Here is a 17,863-nt window from a genome sequence, read left to right on the forward strand (position 1 = left end):
TATATTTATTATTGTTTCAAACTGAGTGAGACACGCTGTTTTTTGATATCCACAGCAATCACTTTTAGTCTACTCAAGCTCTGATTAATATGCACGATTTCACTTGGATGTGAAAGGCGCCTTTGAGAGAGCTCAGAAATATGAATCATTCCATCTTGCTTTAAACCAATATCAACAAACACACCAAAATCAGTAATATTTCTCACTACACCTGAGAGGTATTCACCCTCTTTTAGATTCTCTATATCCGTGCTTGTCACTGAAAAAGGGATCGCATCAAGCTGATCTCGCGGATCAAGCCCTGGTTTTTCAAGCTCTTGGATAATATCTTCTGCTGTTTTCACACCAATGTCATATTCCTTAGCTAATATCACCACCCTATCCTTTGTGAGTGAATCACTTTTTAATAGCGCATTAGCAAAGCTATAATGATCTGGATGGACCCCGGTATTATCAAGCATATTCTTCCCAGAGATAATACGCATAAACCCTGCACATTGCTCAAAGCTTTTGCTTCCTAAGCCCTTCACCTTTTTTAGAGTAAAAATACTATCAAATTCACCTTTTTGCTGGCGATAATGGACAATTTCCTCGGCAAGCTTCGGACCAATACCTGAAATATAGGATAAGAGCTTAGCCGATGCCGTATTTAAATTAACTCCAACCTTGTTTACAACCGCCTCAGTGACATCATGAAGTTTTCTCTCAAGCATACTTTGATCGACATCATGTTGATACTGCCCAATACCTAAAGATTTAGGATCAATTTTAACATATTCGGCCATTGGATTTTGTAATCTAGAGGCGATAGAAATCGCCCCGCGGATAGTCACATCAAGATTTGGATACTCTTGTGCTGCAAGCTTCGAGGCAGAATAAACAGAAGCACCAGCCTCAGATACAACAGTAAACCTTACTTTCTCTTTGTTCGACTCATTCAATTTTGAGAAAAATGCCTGTAGCTCAGAAGAAGCCGTTCCATTGCCTATAGCAATGGTGTCAATGGGGTATTGGCTTAATAATCGATTAACTATTTTTTCAGCTTCATGAACTTTATTATGTGGCGGTGCAGGATAAATCACTGCTGAGTCTATATAGTAGCCATGCTTATCAATTACCGCGAGCTTTGCTCCAGTTTTAAACCCAGGATCAACGCCTAAAACTGCATTTGTTTTTACAGGCCTTGTCATCAAGAGCTCTTTTAGGTTGCGAGCAAATACATCACTTGCACTCTCTTGGCACTTGGATTTTAACTCAGATAGTATTTCACGCTCAATCGATGGAAATAATAAACGTTTAAATCCATCTAAATAGGCCTCCATTAATAGCGCTTTAGCCTCTTGGCTGCCTTTTTTAAACCTAAAGTAAGTATTATCAATATGGCTTTGATAATAGACATCATTAATCTCTAGAGAAATGCGAAGTGCTTTACTCTTCTCCCCTCTAAAAATTGCCATTAAGCGATGAAGCGGGATCGTTTTAATCAAAGCATTCAGCCCATCAAACTGAAAGAAAGGGCCTTCCTGATCACAGCTTTTTTTTGCCTTGACTGTCATTCTGCCATATTCAGCTAATTGATGGCGGATATATGCTCGCTCTTTTGCATTCTCACTAAAGCGTTCAGCAATAATATCACCAGCGCCTTTAAGTGCCTCTTCAGCTGTTGAAAAATGCTCACTTAAAAAGGCTGTTGCTTCCTTTGTCAGCCTATCGACAGGATAACCCATTGATTGCATCTTATCAGCAAGTGATGCCAAGCCCGCATCAAGCGCCGTTTGCGCTCGTGTGCTTTTTTTCCCCTTATAGGGCAAATAGATATCTTCAAGAGAGGCAAGTGTATGAGCTTCTTTTATTTCGCTCTCAAGTGCATCAGTTAAAAGCTCTCTCTCAGATAATCGTTTGATAATTTCTGATTGTCGTTTTAACACTTTTAAATGCATCTGGTAGGCTTTGTCAAAGGCACGAAGCGCCTCATCTGTTGCACCCCCGGTCATATCTTTTCGATATCTTGCAATAAAGGGTATGCTGGCCCCTTCATCCATTAATGCAATAATGTTATTAATGGCACCAGCCTTTAAGCCTGTAGTGTGAGAAAGGTAAGATATATTCATTACAAAAGCCTCAGCTTAGAATAGAATTAATTTTTTGATAGATCGGCAAGACTTCTAAATGCAATATTGATTGACTCAAAGTTTGGCTCATCCGTTTTCATATCGTCAATCAAACCAGACCAACGCGCAATATAGCTTTTATTTGCATTAATCCAATGCTCTACTTTTGTATCCGCGCCTTTGTGTTTAGTGCAAAGCGCAACAACGCTGTTCACAAGCTCATATTGCAATTTATCTAAATCATCTCTCAATGCAGAAGTTGATAGCGTTCCCCAGTAGGACTGCTTCACACCCAATCCATTAATACATCCTCTAAACCATGAAAGCCATAGCTTTTGATTTAATGAAATGGCAATCTCTTCAAATAAGTGCTTATCTTTATGTCCTGCAATTGCCTGAGATAGATCCATAACAGAGGTTGACATTTTAAGTCCCAACACGGCATCAATAATCTCTTTTGGTACTTTTGCTTCTGAAAGCATTTCATAGCGCTCTTGCATTCTTTGTTTTTCAGAGGCAATAAGTAACTTAGGGAATATCTTCAGCGCACTTTGTACAGGCTTTTTATATTTATCAACAATTGCCTTAATCGCAAAGTCCTTGGTTTCATTTCTAAGCAACCAGCGACAATTTCTACGCACAAATCTAAAAAGAATTTGCTGCATGCTTTGGCGTATTTGAATCGTTGTTTCGGCACCTAAGGCATCTATTTTTGCCCATAAAATATCGATATCAAATATCTCAACAACAGCACAAAATGCTTTCACAATATCAGCAACTGAAGCACCAGTTTCATCATATAAACGCTGAATGAACGTCATGCCCATATGAAGTGTTAAGGTATTTGTCATTTGTGTGGCAATGATTTCACGCTTGAGTTTATGCTCGTTCATTAAATCTGCATATTTCTCTTCAAGCTCTTTTGGAAATTCCATATGCAAGAAGAAATCAAAGTACGAATTATCCGGCAAGTTTGATCTTAGAATTTGCTGTTTGATCATTGTTTTAGTATAAGCCATCACAACAGCAAACTCAGGGGATGTTAGACTTTTACCTACAAGAGATCTGGCATGCAACTCCTTATCACTTGGCAAAAACTCAACTTCACGATCAAGCTGCATTCTACGTTCAAGCTCACGCATCAAACGCGCATAAGACTCAATGAAATAGCGCTCTTGATGGCGAAGCTCATTGGAAATACTCTTGTTCTGATCAACATTATTTTTCAAAACCAAAGCAGCCACTTCATCTGACATTTTAGCCAACTGTTTGTTACGACTTTGTACTGAAATATCTCCTCGTTCAACTGCTGCATTTAATAAAACTTTGATGTTAACTTCATGATCCGAACAATCAACACCTGCTGAGTTATCAATTGCATCAGTGTTAATTTTACCACCTCTTAGGGCATATTCAATACGACCAAGCTGTGTCACACCAAGGTTTCCACCTTCACCCACAACCTTGCATTTCAAATCATTACCATTCACTCTCACCGCATTATTCGCGCGATCACCCACTTCTTCATCGCTTTCTTGCTGCGATTTGACATACGTCCCAATACCACCATTCCAAAGAAGCTCAACTTCCGATTTTAATAATAGTTGTATCAGTTTATTTGGCTCCAAGCTCTCCTCTTTTGTTTCAAGAAGTGCTTGCATCTCAGGGCTAAGCTTAATCTCTTTAGCTCTTCTGTCATATATTCCACCGCCCTTTGAGATAAGCTTTTGATTATAATCTTCCCAACTAGATCGCGGCAAATCAAACAAGCGCTTTCTCTCTTGATATGCGCTTTTTGCATCCGGGTTTGGATCGATAAAAATATGCATGTGGTTAAAGGCTCCCACTAAGCGAATATGCTCACTTAATAGCATTCCATTACCAAAGACATCACCACTCATGTCCCCAATGCCAACGACAGTAAAATCTTCTGCTTGAATATCCTTACCTAGATCTAAAAAGTGATGCTTCACTGATTCCCAAGCACCGCGTGCGGTAATCCCCATTTTCTTATGATCATAGCCATTTGAACCACCAGAGGCAAAGGCATCACCAAGCCAAAAGTCATACTTTTGAGACACCTCATTGGCAATGTCAGAGAACGTAGCGGTTCCTTTATCTGCTGCAACCACCATATATGGATCGTCATCATCATAACAAATGACATTATTTGGTTTGATAATCTGATCATTTTTAACATTATCAGTCACATCCAACAGTGAGCTAATAAAAAGTTTATAGCATGAAATAGCCTCATCAATAACCGCATCTCTACCTGCTTCCATTGGCAGCTTCTTAGGTAAAAACCCACCTTTTGCGCCCAATGGAACGATAACAGCATTTTTAACCTGCTGTGCTTTTACTAAACCTAAAACTTCTGTTCTATAATCTTCTTTTCGGTCAGACCAGCGAAGTCCACCGCGAGCAATTTTTGCATTTCTTAAATGCACCCCTTCAACGCGTGGTGAGTACATGAAGATTTCATAAAGTGGCACCGGTTTTGGCATGTCAGAGATGAGTGCTGGCTTTAGCTTCAGTGAAATATATTCCTTTGCAACACCATTTTCATCTAATTGATAATAGTTTGTGCGAAGTGTTGCTTGCACTGCTTCTAAAATACGCTTTAAAATTTTATCCTGATCAAGCGATGCAACATTTCTTAAGCCACGTTTAATCTCATGCTCAATTTTTTTACATCGCGCTTCACGCCCATCTTCTTTTTTCTCTGGATTGAACTTTTCATGAAACAGCTCAACAATATTGTGAATAATCTCAGGGTATTCAATAAACGTATCTTCAATATACTGCTGTGAGAAGCGCACGCCAACTTGCAATAAGTATTTTGCATACGAACGAATAAGCGCAACTTCACGCCAGCTTAACTCCGCATACAATGTCAAAGAGTTAAAGCGATCATTCTCAGCAACGCCATCCCATATTTTGATAAAAGCATCTTTTAGTAATGGTCTTATTCTATCAAGCTTAAACTCTCTATTTGCACTTAAGCCAAAATCAGATAGCCAAATATACTTCCCTGATTTCGGTGAAATTTTATAGGGTTTCTCCTCAATCACACGAAGCGCAAAGTTCTCCAAAATTGGCATTACCTGACTTAACTGAACCATTTCATCGTATAGATAAAGCTTAAACCTTAATCGATCATTGCTTTCCTCTAACTGCTGATAAAGTGCAATAGAGACATGGTTTTTCTTCGCCTCTTCAAAGTGCTTCACATCTGATAAAGCATTTCTTGCAATGTATTCATCTTTATATGCATGTGAAAAGCTTGTACGGTATTCATCATAATAAGCTCGACCCTTATTTTCACCATACTCATCAATTAGCTCATCAAATAAATCATCTTCCCATTGACGCTCAACACGCTCAAGTTTGTATTCTAAAAGCTCAAGATCAATATTCTCAGCCGGCTTATTCTCATCCATATAAATGGTAAAATCGATCCGACACAATACACTTTCTAGGAAATTTGTTTTAAAGACAATACGCGCACCGTTGAAGGTTTCTAAAAGAATTTTTTCAACGCGTTCACGTAAAGTAGAATTATAGCGATCCCTTGGCAAAAAGAGCATGCAGAAATAATAGCTCAACTCCTGATCTTGACGCACAAACAGCTTCATCACCTGACGTTCACGAATATGATAAATGCCCATTGCTGTTTCAAATAGCTCATCATCCGAGCTTAAAAATAACTCATCACGAGGATAGGTATCAATAATATTACTCAATGCTTTGTACGCATGGCCACTTTTTCTAAACCCAGAGCGATCAAGCACCATTTGTTTTCTTAAACGCAAAAACGGAATATGTTGCGGTGATGAGTGATACGCTGTTGATGTATAAAGTCCAAGCAGCCTTTTCTCGCCAACAAGCTCACCTTTATTGTTATATACATTAACGGAGATAATATCCATGTAGGCTGAACGGTGAATAGGAGAGATGATATTTGATTTTGCAACTAATAATAATGCATCTGTATTTGGGTTAATATGTAGGTTCCCTGAGTACATATGCATATCACTTAGATACTCATCCCCAAGTGAAAACAAGCCTAAGGTGCTGTCTTTTTTCAACACCAAATTCTCTTTTTCACCTTTTTTACTCTTAAGCTCCAGCTCGCAAAACCCAAAGAAAATAAAATGGTCTTTCTGCAAAAACTCCAAAAAATCTACAGCTTCTTGGTATTGATAGTCACTTTGTTTCGCAGCAGGTTTTCTCACCGTGTTAATCATCTTTTCTACCTGTGCTTTCATAGGCAGAAAATCATCCACTACCTTTCTAAGCTTTCTATAGGTATCTTGAATCGCATTTTCTATTGTTTCAAAGCGTTCATGATTATCCTCTTGACGGTCTACTTCTACAACAATCAAACACTCTCGGGTATCGGTGTTTTTAATCTCAGCATGCACATCATCTAATAGACGCGTAATCTCACCTTGTTTGTTACGCTTAACATTCATCCCGCCTATATTCATCATAAAATGAATACCAAGACCTAAAGATGACATCAACATCATCAATGTATCAACGACAAATGGTGAGTCTTTACATGCAATTTCAATGACCGTATGGCGTGAGACCCAGCCATGTTGTTCAAACACTGGGTTGTAAGCACGCACCAATAATTCATCAGGCATTCTTTTGTAAACAAACTTTCCAAATGACACAATCGATCCATATAAATCAATAATATCTCGATTGACGAACTCATCTTCTGAAATCACGCGCGCATATGTCTGTGACAGCACAACCAGATTCTCTGCTTCTTTTTTAGGTAATTTTTCGTGGAATAACTCACTAAGGCGTTCTAATACTGCTTTTGTTCGATCGTTGTAATACATTGACCAGCCTGCTCTGTTTTATTTATTTTATTGTTTTACACGCAAGCATAATATGACAGTTTTTACTGTGTCTCAAGCCTAATTAGCAATGAGTTTTATGAAGAAGATCAAACCCCAACTAATGAACGAATGAATATTTGAATACAAATAAGGACAATAACGACAATGATCGGTGAAAAATCAAAACCACTTTTTGTTACTGGTAATATTGCACGAGCCTTTGATAGTAGAGGCTCTGTTAATTGATGCAATGCAATAATTGCGGGGTTATATCCCCCTTGTGTAAACCAGCTTGAAATCGCACGAATAATAATAAGCCAGATATATAAATTGATGACTGTTAAAATCAATTTAATCACTGCAATCAGCCAAATACTATGCCAAGGAATTTCATAAAAGCCCGTACTTAAAATGCTGATGATAATTAAAAGTATAACACTTACAATATATGCAAGTACGACTGAGGCCAAATCCAAGCCCCAAAATCCGGGAATAATTTTGCGAAGTGGTTTTAATAATGGATTTGTAACGCGAATAATCAACTGACACAACGGATTGTAAAAATCAGCCTTCACCCACTGTAGAAAAAAACGCAGCAGCACAGCATAAAGAAAAATGCTTAAAATAATATCAACTAAAAAAATTCCAACGTTATTAAAGGCTGTTCCCATAATGATAACTCTCTTAATTCAATTAATTTTGATGTGTCAGGGCTTTATCAAACAACTTTGCCAGCTCTTTTGAACGCGCAATATTTGCCTGAACTGCTTTGGCTATACTCTCAGCAAAATCATGGCTTTCAAGTGTAGCAATTGCCGCATCAGTTGCGCCTTTTTTTGAGGTAACATTTTGGCGAAGTGTATGAATATCATGGCTTTCAAGTGCCATTTTTGATGCGCCAAATGCTGTTTGTGTTACTAAAAGTGTCGCTTGTTTATCTGTTAATCCGGCCTCCTTAGCCGATGCAATCAGCGCTTCAATCATGTAAAAAAAGTAAGCTGGACCCGAGCCTGAAATCGCAGTAACGACATCCATCATTTGTTCATTTTGAACCCAAGTAACCACCCCTACTTTTCGCATAATTTGCTCAGAGATTTCTCTTTGCTGGCGAGAAACTTGCTCACTTGCATATAGTGCTGTTGCACCACAGCCAATAATTGATGGTGTATTTGGCATCGCTCTTACTATTGGCACTTGCTGACCTAACTGGGTCATAATCGCATCAATCGGAACCCCTGCTGCAATCGAGATCAAAAAAGGTGTTTTTTGACCTTCTAACACATGTTTTAAATGGATCAGCAGCTCACCCATAACCTGTGGTTTAACACACAGTAAAATAATATCAGCTGATCGAACGCCTTTTTCTAAAGACTCCGTCACATTCACATGATAATGCTGATTAAGAAAATTTAATTTTGCTTCATTTGGATCAACCACTGTAATACTAGAGGCATCGATATTATCTGATATAAGGCCTGAAATAATACTATTGGCCATATTGCCGCCGCCAATAAAACACATTTGTGCATTAATCATGTATTTACTACTCCTTTGCGCCTCTGTACGCTGACTTGTTAATCTCTATTATAATCAACCACATTGTTTCAAATCCCTTTTTCAAACACAAGCTATTTCTTTACGCCAAATTTACTTAAAATGACAGCACCCAATACAGCGATAATACCGCCCATTACGGTCAACATTTCTGCATGTTCGCCAAGAAAAAGCCAAGCCAGAAAAAGTGAAGATATAGGCATAACATATAAGGTACTTGATGCAATCGATGCTTTAATATGTTTAAAGGCATAGGCCCAAAGTGCATAAGCAATCGCACCTGGGAACACCCCCATATAAATGATAACCATATAATCTAACGAGGTTGCATGCGAGAGATTTTTCCACGTTACAGGCAAAAAGATCAAGAGCATTAATGTTCCTGCCCAGATGCAATATGAAATCACTTCAATGGGATGAAACTTAACAAGTAGCTTTTTTTGCATAGTAGAGTAAATTGCCGCAGAGAGTGTTGCAACATAGATAAAAACAACCCCTACAAAGCTTCCTCCTTGATGCTCTGATAGTAAAATCAAAAGCGTCCCTAATATGCTAATAATAATGCCAAAGGCGCCATAGCGATTAATTCTTTCACGGTAGAAAATGCTTGCAAAGATAATGACAAATAACGGCAATTGAGAAACAATGAAATTAGCAATGCCCGCACTCACCGTAATCTCCCCTTCATTTAAGAGCACATTATAAATAAAGAAGCCTAGACAACCCATAATCAAGAACTGTAGCGCTTCTTTTACACTTGGCATTTTTTTGTTTCTAATAAATACAAAAGGAATCGCCATAGCAATGGAAGCCACAAAATAGCGAGACAATGCAAGCCCCCCTGATGAGAAATTCTCCATGATAAAGCGAATACCTACAAATGCAGATGACCAAAAGATAATCGTAAGCATAAGCGCCAATAAAGCTTTTGTTCCATTTGACATAATAATGCGAAAAAAGATTTTTATGCCATCATACCTAAAGTTATCTTCATCTCATAGCATGCTGTGCTAAACTAGCTTCAATTTTATGAATACGAATCTTATTTTACCTATGAAGACAATTGTATTTGCCTCCTCCAACGCTGGAAAAATCAAAGAGGTGTCTGAAATACTTTCACCACTTGGGTTTGACATTATCCCACAAAGTGAATTTAACGTACCGGATATTGAAGAAACAGGGGCAACCTTTATTGAAAATGCCATCTTGAAGGCAAGAAACTGCGCAAAATATACCAACCTCCCTGCCCTTTCTGACGATTCAGGCTTATGTGTTGATGCTTTAGCTGGCGCGCCCGGCATTTACTCCGCTCGCTATGCAAAAGATGAAAGTATATCAAACATTGATAAACTGCTTCGTGAATTACAACCATATGAAAACAAAGGTGCGCACTTTGTTTCCATTCTTTGTCTTATGCGCTCACAAGATGACCCCGAGCCTGTTATTGCCAAGGGGATACTTAAGGGCAAAATCACCCTTGAGAGACAAGGAGATAAAGGATTTGGCTATGATCCTGTGTTTTATTTAACGCAGTATCAAAAAACACTTGCTGAAATATCTGCTAACGAAAAAAACAAAATCTCACACCGTGCTTTAGCGCTTAATGCCTTAAAAGAAGAGCTTGAACATTTTAGCTTTAACAATGGCAAGTGCATAAATAGCTGAGCATAATCGTGCTTTTTTTGTTACACTATTGGCAGAAATTTCTGACAGAATAACCCCTCTTTGGAGAAAATGTAATGTATATTGTCACAGGTGGCGCAGGGTTTATTGGCGCAAATATTATCAAAGCACTCAATGCACAAGGAATCGACGATATTCTTGTGGTTGATGATTTAACTGATGGGCATAAATTCACGAACCTTGTTAATTATGATATCGCTGATTACATGGATAAGGATGCCTTTATTCAATTAGTTGACAATGGTGAGCTATCCCCTTTAGACATCGATGCTATCATTCACCAAGGCGCCTGCTCTGCCACAACTGAATGGAATGGCAAATATATGATGGAAAACAACTACCATTACAGCCAAAAACTGCTACATTTTGCTCTAGATGGCAGAATTCCATTTATCTACGCATCAAGTGCAGCTACTTATGGTAGCAATACCATTTTTATTGAAGAGCGTGAACATGAAAAACCAATTAATGTTTATGGCTATTCCAAATTTCAATTTGATCAATATGTAAGAAAAATATTGCCTCATGCTAAAAGCCAAGTGGTTGGCTTGAAATATTTTAATGTCTATGGCCCACATGAAGCACACAAAGGGTCAATGGCAAGTGTTGCTTATCATCACTACCAACAATTTAAAGAGACAAAAGAGCTTAAACTGTTTGGCCCCTATGATGGCTATAAAGCAGGAGAGCAACTGCGTGATTTTGTTTATGTTGAAGATGCTGCAAAAGTAAATTTATGGTTTTTGGATCATCCTAACATTTCAGGCATCTTCAATTGTGGAACAGGAAAAGCTGAGCCTTTTAATCATATTGCGCAGGCAATTATTGATCATTATGCAGAAGGTCAAATTAACTATATTGATTTTCCAGATCATTTAAAGGGACATTATCAAAGCTACACCGAGGCGAATTTAGATAAACTTAGAGAAACAGGATGTGACATTCAATTTAAAAGCGTTGCTGAGGGCGTAAAAGACTATATTTTATGGCTTGAAAGGAACAATGGCTAAGTATAATGCTCTATAACATTCTTCGCACTATTTATAGTATTGGCTTTTTTCTTTTATTGCCTTTTATTTTTATTCAAAAATTAATTCGCTCGCGCAAGAACAAAGGTTATCGCACTCGTTGGAGTGAGCGTTTAGGTTTTACACCTTTTAAACTTAATGAGTCAATATGGGTTCATTCGGTATCTGTAGGGGAAAGCATTGCCATCTCACCTTTGGTGAAAAAACTTGCCACAAACTATCCTGACAAAAACTTTGTTATCACAACCATGACACCCACAGGTAGCGAGCAAGTATTAAAACTTTATCGCAATATGGATAACATTTATCACACGTTTATCCCGTTTGATATCCCACTTTTTTTGCATATTTTTTTAAAGCGCATTTCAGCAAGAGTGTGCATCATTATGGAAACGGAAATATGGCCGAATCTCATTCACATCTGCCATAAAAAATCGATTCCTGTTATTTTAACCAATGCAAGACTCTCTGAGAAATCAGCTCGTGGCTATCAAAAAATTCGCTTTATTAGCCAACAGATGCTCAAAGAAATAACACATATTAATGCACAAACTATAGAAGATAAAAGGCGTTTTCTACCGCTATTAGACACAGAAAGCAAAATCACAGTTACTGGTAATTTAAAGTATGACTTCACCATTTCTCAAGCACAACTTGATGAGGCCAAAGCGCTGAAAGAGAAGTTTACAAAGCGCCCTATCTGGGTTGCTGCAAGCACACACCCAGGTGAAGATGAAATTATTTTAAAGGTACATAAAGCCCTTAAAAAATCGCACCCAGATGCCCTTTTAATTCTTGTTCCAAGGCACCCAGAGCGCTTTAATGATGTTTACAACCTTGCGCTACAGCATGATTTTATAACTGTAAGAAGATCAACAACAGCAGATGAATCCAAGATGCAAAAGGCTGATATTTATCTGGGCGATACTATGGGTGAGATGATGATTTTCTACGCCTTATGTGATATTGCTTTTGTTGGTGGAAGCTTTAGCCAAACAGGGGGACATAACATGCTTGAGCCTGCTTCTGTCTCTAAGGCTATTTTATCAGGCCCATCTGTATTTAACTTTAAAGATGTGAGCAACAAGCTCATTGAAAATAATGCCCTGTTAATTGTCCATAATGAAATTGAGCTTCAGAACCAACTTTCTGATTTGTTTTCAAATGCCAAAGCTTCTCAAAAGATGGGAGAGCACGCCTATCAGTGCTTTATACAAAACCAAGGTGCATTAGAGAAGCAGTTTAATATTATTAAGAAATATATCGATGACCCCAAAACAACTTCAATATAAAGTACATTTTGAACACTTTGCTACAAATAGGTTAAACGATGAGCCAATTGATGCTGAGACACTCAAAAAAGCCATTCACTACAGCTTTTTAAATGGAGGCAAACGTATTCGTGCAATATTGTGCTTTAGTGCAGGGAAAATGTTTCAAACCACTGATAATAACATCAACCTTGCAGCCTTTGCCCTTGAGTCTATCCATGCCTACTCACTGATTCATGATGATTTGCCTGCAATGGATGATGACAGTCTAAGACGCGGCAAGCCTACCTGTCATATTCAGTTTAATGAAGCTACGGCTATTTTGGCAGGTGATGCCCTGCAAAGCCTTGCGTTTAATGCTTTAGCTGACTGTGACGGTATCAGCTTGGCGCAACTGAAAAAAGTCATCTCCACACTTGCGCTTTTATCTGGCTCAAATGGAATGGTATCCGGTCAACAGCTTGATTTAGAGGCTGAAAACAAAGCCATTGACCTTGAAACACTTGAGAGAATTCACCTCCTAAAAACAGGTGCGCTTATTGATGCATCGATTTTGCTGCCATTTTATTTAAGTTCATTCTATCCAAATGACGCTCTTGAGAAGGCACTTTGCACATTCTCCAGAAATATTGGTCTTGCCTTTCAGGTAAAAGATGATTTATTGGATATCACTTCAAGTACTGAAACGCTCGGAAAGAATGCTCAAAGTGATCTCAAGCAACATAAGGCAACCTATCCCGCTCTTATTGGTATTAAGCAGACTCAACTACTACTAAATACATTAATCAGCGATGCCTATCAAGCCTTAGATACAATTAAACACAAGTTTGACATAACATTATTGCGAGAAATTACCACTTACATCACACAAAGGAAATACTAAGCTTTCTATGTGATATTGTTTTATGCTACCCTAAGCCACATTGATAAGAAAAATTTTAAACTACATATAAAAAATGCCTACTTTTGTCCAACGAATCTATGCATGGCTTGTGCATATTTTTACTGCCAGCGGCGCTGTATTTTCTGTTTTAGCGCTGGTCTCTACTGCCAATGCTTATGCCGCCAAACTCAATCATCAGCACCATGACTATATTTTCTATCTAAAGCTATCCTTTATCTATATCGTCATTGCTGTTCTTATCGATGCAGTGGATGGAACCTTAGCACGACGTGTTGACATCAAAAAACTCGCACCGCTTGATGGCAGCTTAATGGACAATATCATTGATTTTGTTAACTATGCAGTTGTGCCTTCTGTATGGGTATATATTACGGATATTGTGCCAGATAGTTTGAAAATCATTAGCGTTATTATCATCATTCTTGCTTCTTGCTATCAGTTTTGCCAGCTTGATGCAAAAACAGAGGATCACTTTTTTAAAGGCTTTCCAAGCTACTGGAATCTTGCGATTTATTATTTAATTTATTTTCAGTTCTCTCTTGTAGCAAACTTTATTATTATCCTTATCTTAGCAATTTTGACCTTTGTTCCTATCAAATATATCTATCCATCCAGAATGAGTTATCTTAGCCAAAGAAAAACCATTTTAACCATTATGTTTATCTACACCCTAGCATGGGGCGCTGCAACAATTCTCTCGGCAATCATCCTGCCAAAATCAAATATTATTCTTACTTGGGTCATCGTCAGCTATATTGCTGTTTATTTCCTCTTTAGCTTATACCGCACACTGAACCCTATTAGCACGCCTTGTAAAGAGTAAGCTGTATAAAACTGCTAGCTTTATTTAGAGCTTAATCAATAAATAGATTACACTATAAATATGTATCCATAACCTAGAGTCAGTATGAGTAAACATAGATTAGACTTACTTTCACGGCGAAAACTCTTTACTGAGAACATTTATCCATATCGTGAAAAAATGCCAAGGAAGATCTATGAACAACAAAAGCACCAACTACAAATTGAACTGTTAAAAATGCAGCAATGGGTGCGTCATACTGGGCAGCGTATTTTGGTTATTTTTGAAGGGCGTGATGCTGCGGGGAAAGGTGGCACGATTAAAAGAATGATGGATCATTTAAACCCAAGGGGTGCACGAGTTGTCGCCCTTGCAAAACCCTCTGAACGAGAGCAAGGTCAGTGGTATTTTCAGCGCTATATAAGACATTTGCCTACTGCAGGTGAAATTGTTATGTTTGATCGCTCATGGTATAACCGTGCAGGCGTTGAAAAAGTGATGGGGTTTTGTACTCCAGATCAACATTTAGAATTTTTGTCACAAGCACCTGAACTTGAAAAAATGCTGATACAAAGCGGCATTAGATTATTCAAACTTTGGTTTTCAGTGAGTCAGAGTGAACAAAAAAGACGCTTTATCTCCCGTGCCAACCACCCACTTAAACAATGGAAACTAAGTGCTATTGATAAAGCCTCGCAGGATAAATGGGATGATTACACCAAGGCAAAAGAAGAAATGTTCACCTACACCGATACGGTGTTTGCACCTTGGACAGTGATTAAATCTGATGATAAAAAGCGCGCAAGGTTAAATGCGATGCGATTTATTTTATCTGAACTTGATTATGATAATAAAGATGAACGTGTTGCCATTTCTCCAGATCCACTATTAGTTGGTCTTGCCGGAGAAATTTACCCAGAATAACCCAAACAGATATTGCAAAAAATTCACGTTCCGTTACAATACATCAAGTCTTTCGGGCTCTTAGCTCAGTTGGTTAGAGCAGCGGACTCATAATCCGTTGGTCGCAGGTTCGAATCCTGCAGGGCCCACCATAAAGATTAATCTTTTCTTTCTTAGGCATCGTGCTTGGTAATTAATACTAATCATAGACCTTTAACAGTTTTGCAGTGGATCAAGCATTTCATAACGCACCCGACCTAAGCGATTAAGTATCAGCCTTTTATTTGCTTTATATACCCCTGAATCATCGAAATAAGCGCAATAGAACATACTGCCATTTGTTGATACAAATCCATTAGCATGGAAACGAAGATCATTGCCAAGGGAGGCAGACCAGAGGACATAATCATCCCCTTCAGGTGCTTCAACCACACTTAAAATATCATCAACATCACTTAGTGATCCATCACTGCTAGTGAATACCAAAATACGATTATCTCCCCAATTACCATTACTAATACTGGTATTACAGGTTGACCCATCGGCAGTCGGACATAAGAACGTGTCAATATTTTGCGTCATCGCCGTTACCCTCGCAAGATTAATGGCACTTTTAACTTGGTTGAGATAACTCTCCGTACGCGAGCTACTGGTCACACCCATGGTCATAGGAAGCGCAATTGCAGCAACAATAGCCACGATCGCAACCACAATCATCAGCTCAATAACACTGAAACCTCGATTCTTTGTGTTTTTTAATTTTTTTGTTTTCAGCGCCTTGCAATTACTCATACTTCCCCTATAATATGCCCTCATGTTGGGTCGTTAGCTCAGTTGGTAGAGCAGCTGGCTTTTAACCAGTTGGTCGCAGGTTCGAATCCTGCACGACCCACCATATGATGAAACTTATAGAATATATTACTATAAGCCCTTAAATAGATTTTGAATTTTTCTTTCAATTACCATTTCTTTAATTTTACCTGTAGTAAACTTCCATGCGGTAGTGAGATCAATTTCAGGTGGCATAATTAACTCATCAGGATTCACAAATACCTCAACCAATACGGGTTGATTCATGGTTAGTGCTTCTTTAAGCGCACTTTTTAGCTCATTTGGCTTTTTCACAACCATCCCTACACAACCACATGCTTTAGCCACTTCTGCAAACTCAGGATTCACCAGATCTGTTGCAAATCTTGGATAACCTGCCGCTTCCATCTCAAGCTCCACAAATCCAAACTTTTCATTACGAAATACAATCGCAACAAGATTCAACTGATATCTTGCCACTGTGACTAAATCTGCAAGTAACATGCCAAATGCCCCATCACCACAAAGTGCAATAACCTGTTTTTGTGGATATTTTGCTTTTGCCCCAATTGCAGCAGGCAAGCCAACACCTAAAGATCCATGATTGTATGAACCAATAAGTCTTTGATTACCTCTCATCTTAAGATATCGAGCCACCCATACGGTCACTTCACCCACTTCGCCTACAAAAATAGCATCATCTTCAGCCAGCTCACTAACGGTTAACACAACCGATTGTGGGTGAATAATTTTATCGCCATCAAGCGCGTATTTCTCATGTGTCTTTGCTAACCACTTATCTCGCTTATCTTGTAATTTCTTTAAATGCTTACTATCTTCTTTCTTATTTAGCTTAGGAATAAGCATTTGCAGTGTCTTTTTGACATCGCCTATCACACCTTGTTTAATGCGAACTCGATGTCCGAGTTTTTGAGGGTTAATATCAATTTGAATGATATTGCCATCTGTTGGTAAAAATGCACTATATGGAAAATCTGTCCCGAGCATAATTAATAAATCACACTCATCTACAACTGCCATACCATGCGGTGTTCCCACATGACCAATCCCACCAATTGAATAAGGATCATGGTACTCTAAGACTTCCGTACCTTTTAATGAATGGGCAACTGGCGCCTGCAAAAGCTCAGCCAATTGATGCACTTCATCTCTTGCACCACGGGCACCACAACCAATTAAAAGTGAGGGGGACTTTGCTTGATCTATAAGTACTTTGAGCGTTTCAAGCTCATCCTCAGATGGAGTGACAAGCTTATTCTCCTGTCTGAAAATCTGCACAGGTTTATTGGTTTTTTCAATTTCAACAATGGCAAGATCTGTCGGAATGGCAATATGTGCAACCCCTCGAAGCGAAACAGCCGCCTCGATTGCTTGTTGAATTAACCTTGGAATTTGCTCTTCACTTTGCACCACTGCACTAAAAACACACGGATCATCAAATGCTTTGATCTGATCCACTTCCTGAAAGTAAGCAGATTGTGCCTCTGGTCTTGGAACCTGACCTGTAATCGCGAGCACTGGAGAGCGATCCCTAGTTGCATTATAAATACCATTAATAAGATGGATAGCACCAGGGCCAATAGTACCAACACAAACCGCAAGCTCTTGAGACAGCTCAGCCTGTGCGGCAACTGCAAATCCTGCGGCCTCCTCATGACGGACAGTATGCCACTTTATTCTGCCATCTTTTCTTAAGGCATCGGTAAATGCATTCATTGCATCACCTGTGATACCGAAAACCTGCTTCACGCCATATTCTGCTAATTGATATACAAACTCCGCTGCGACAGTATGCTTTGCCATTTAATCCTCCTTAAATGTCCTTAGATAAATGATGAATAACAGCTCAAATCAAGTGTAGACAGAAAGCACAGCTTTTAGCAAATGCCTGCAACAATATATTTAAGATATTTTCAA

At 38.6% G+C, this 17,863-nt stretch carries 13 protein-coding genes and 2 tRNA genes; 8 read left to right on the plus strand and 7 right to left on the minus strand.

Annotated features, from left to right (window positions below):
- Positions 1-8 precede the first annotated feature (8 nt).
- From A37Q_RS0101845 to A37Q_RS0101865, 5 genes are all read right to left on the minus strand, one after another.
- A complete protein-coding gene (locus tag A37Q_RS0101845) occupies positions 9-2,111 on the minus strand; it encodes a helix-hairpin-helix domain-containing protein (RefSeq protein WP_018298563.1) in 2,103 nt (700 codons plus the stop codon).
- A 26-nt stretch (positions 2,112-2,137) separates the two neighbouring features.
- Positions 2,138-6,970: an NAD-glutamate dehydrogenase gene (locus tag A37Q_RS0101850; protein ID WP_018298564.1), complete on the minus strand. Its 4,833-nt coding sequence runs from the start codon at positions 6,968-6,970 to the stop codon at positions 2,138-2,140.
- 107 nt (positions 6,971-7,077) lie between these two features.
- Positions 7,078-7,641, minus strand: a complete 564-nt coding sequence (locus tag A37Q_RS0101855; protein WP_018298565.1) for a YggT family protein — start codon at positions 7,639-7,641, stop codon at positions 7,078-7,080.
- A gap of 22 nt (positions 7,642-7,663) precedes the next feature.
- Positions 7,664-8,506 (minus strand): pyrroline-5-carboxylate reductase, encoded by an 843-nt coding sequence (gene proC / locus A37Q_RS0101860; RefSeq protein ID WP_018298566.1) that lies wholly within the window; start codon positions 8,504-8,506, stop codon positions 7,664-7,666.
- 92 nt (positions 8,507-8,598) lie between these two features.
- Positions 8,599-9,468 carry a DMT family transporter gene (locus tag A37Q_RS0101865; RefSeq protein ID WP_018298567.1) on the minus strand — a complete coding sequence of 290 codons (870 nt, stop codon included), beginning with the start codon at positions 9,466-9,468 and terminating at the stop codon, positions 8,599-8,601.
- Between the two features lie 109 nt (positions 9,469-9,577).
- Here A37Q_RS0101865 and rdgB point away from each other — a divergent pair, with 109 nt between their 5' ends.
- The 7 genes from rdgB to A37Q_RS0101900 all read left to right on the plus strand — a co-directional run bounded on the left by rdgB (position 9,578) and on the right by A37Q_RS0101900 (position 15,267).
- A complete protein-coding gene (gene rdgB / locus A37Q_RS0101870; protein ID WP_051074466.1) occupies positions 9,578-10,189 on the plus strand; it encodes an RdgB/HAM1 family non-canonical purine NTP pyrophosphatase in 612 nt (203 codons plus the stop codon).
- Positions 10,190-10,263: 74 nt separating this feature from the next.
- Positions 10,264-11,217: an ADP-glyceromanno-heptose 6-epimerase gene (gene rfaD, locus A37Q_RS0101875; RefSeq protein WP_018298569.1), complete on the plus strand. Its 954-nt coding sequence runs from the start codon at positions 10,264-10,266 to the stop codon at positions 11,215-11,217.
- A gap of 5 nt (positions 11,218-11,222) precedes the next feature.
- Complete coding sequence (gene waaA / locus A37Q_RS0101880; protein ID WP_018298570.1) at positions 11,223-12,527, plus strand: lipid IV(A) 3-deoxy-D-manno-octulosonic acid transferase; 1,305 nt, start codon at positions 11,223-11,225, stop codon at positions 12,525-12,527.
- Entirely contained in the window at positions 12,502-13,389 is an 888-nt protein-coding gene (locus A37Q_RS0101885) for a polyprenyl synthetase family protein (protein WP_018298571.1), read from the plus strand. Before waaA ends, A37Q_RS0101885 begins: the two co-directional genes overlap by 26 nt.
- 73 nt (positions 13,390-13,462) lie before the next feature.
- The gene (locus A37Q_RS0101890) at positions 13,463-14,233 is read left to right on the plus strand and encodes a CDP-alcohol phosphatidyltransferase family protein (protein WP_018298572.1); all 771 of its coding nucleotides are present in this window, start codon (positions 13,463-13,465) and stop codon (positions 14,231-14,233) included.
- Between the two features lie 84 nt (positions 14,234-14,317).
- Entirely contained in the window at positions 14,318-15,136 is an 819-nt protein-coding gene (gene ppk2, locus A37Q_RS0101895; RefSeq protein WP_018298573.1) for a polyphosphate kinase 2, read from the plus strand.
- 54 nt (positions 15,137-15,190) lie between these two features.
- Positions 15,191-15,267: transfer RNA gene (locus A37Q_RS0101900), tRNA-Ile, on the plus strand.
- 61 nt (positions 15,268-15,328) lie between these two features.
- Here A37Q_RS0101900 and A37Q_RS16505 read toward each other — a convergent pair.
- Complete coding sequence (locus tag A37Q_RS16505) at positions 15,329-15,907, minus strand: GspH/FimT family pseudopilin (protein WP_018298574.1); 579 nt, start codon at positions 15,905-15,907, stop codon at positions 15,329-15,331.
- A gap of 27 nt (positions 15,908-15,934) precedes the next feature.
- Here A37Q_RS16505 and A37Q_RS0101910 point away from each other — a divergent pair.
- Positions 15,935-16,010 (plus strand) — tRNA-Lys (locus A37Q_RS0101910).
- Between the two features lie 26 nt (positions 16,011-16,036).
- Here A37Q_RS0101910 and A37Q_RS14390 read toward each other — a convergent pair.
- A complete protein-coding gene (locus A37Q_RS14390) occupies positions 16,037-17,749 on the minus strand; it encodes a thiamine pyrophosphate-dependent enzyme (RefSeq protein WP_018298575.1) in 1,713 nt (570 codons plus the stop codon).
- Between the last annotated feature and the right edge of the window lie 114 nt (positions 17,750-17,863).

The organism is Fangia hongkongensis FSC776 = DSM 21703, from assembly GCF_000379445.1.
GTDB lineage: Bacteria > Pseudomonadota > Gammaproteobacteria > Francisellales > Francisellaceae > Fangia > Fangia hongkongensis.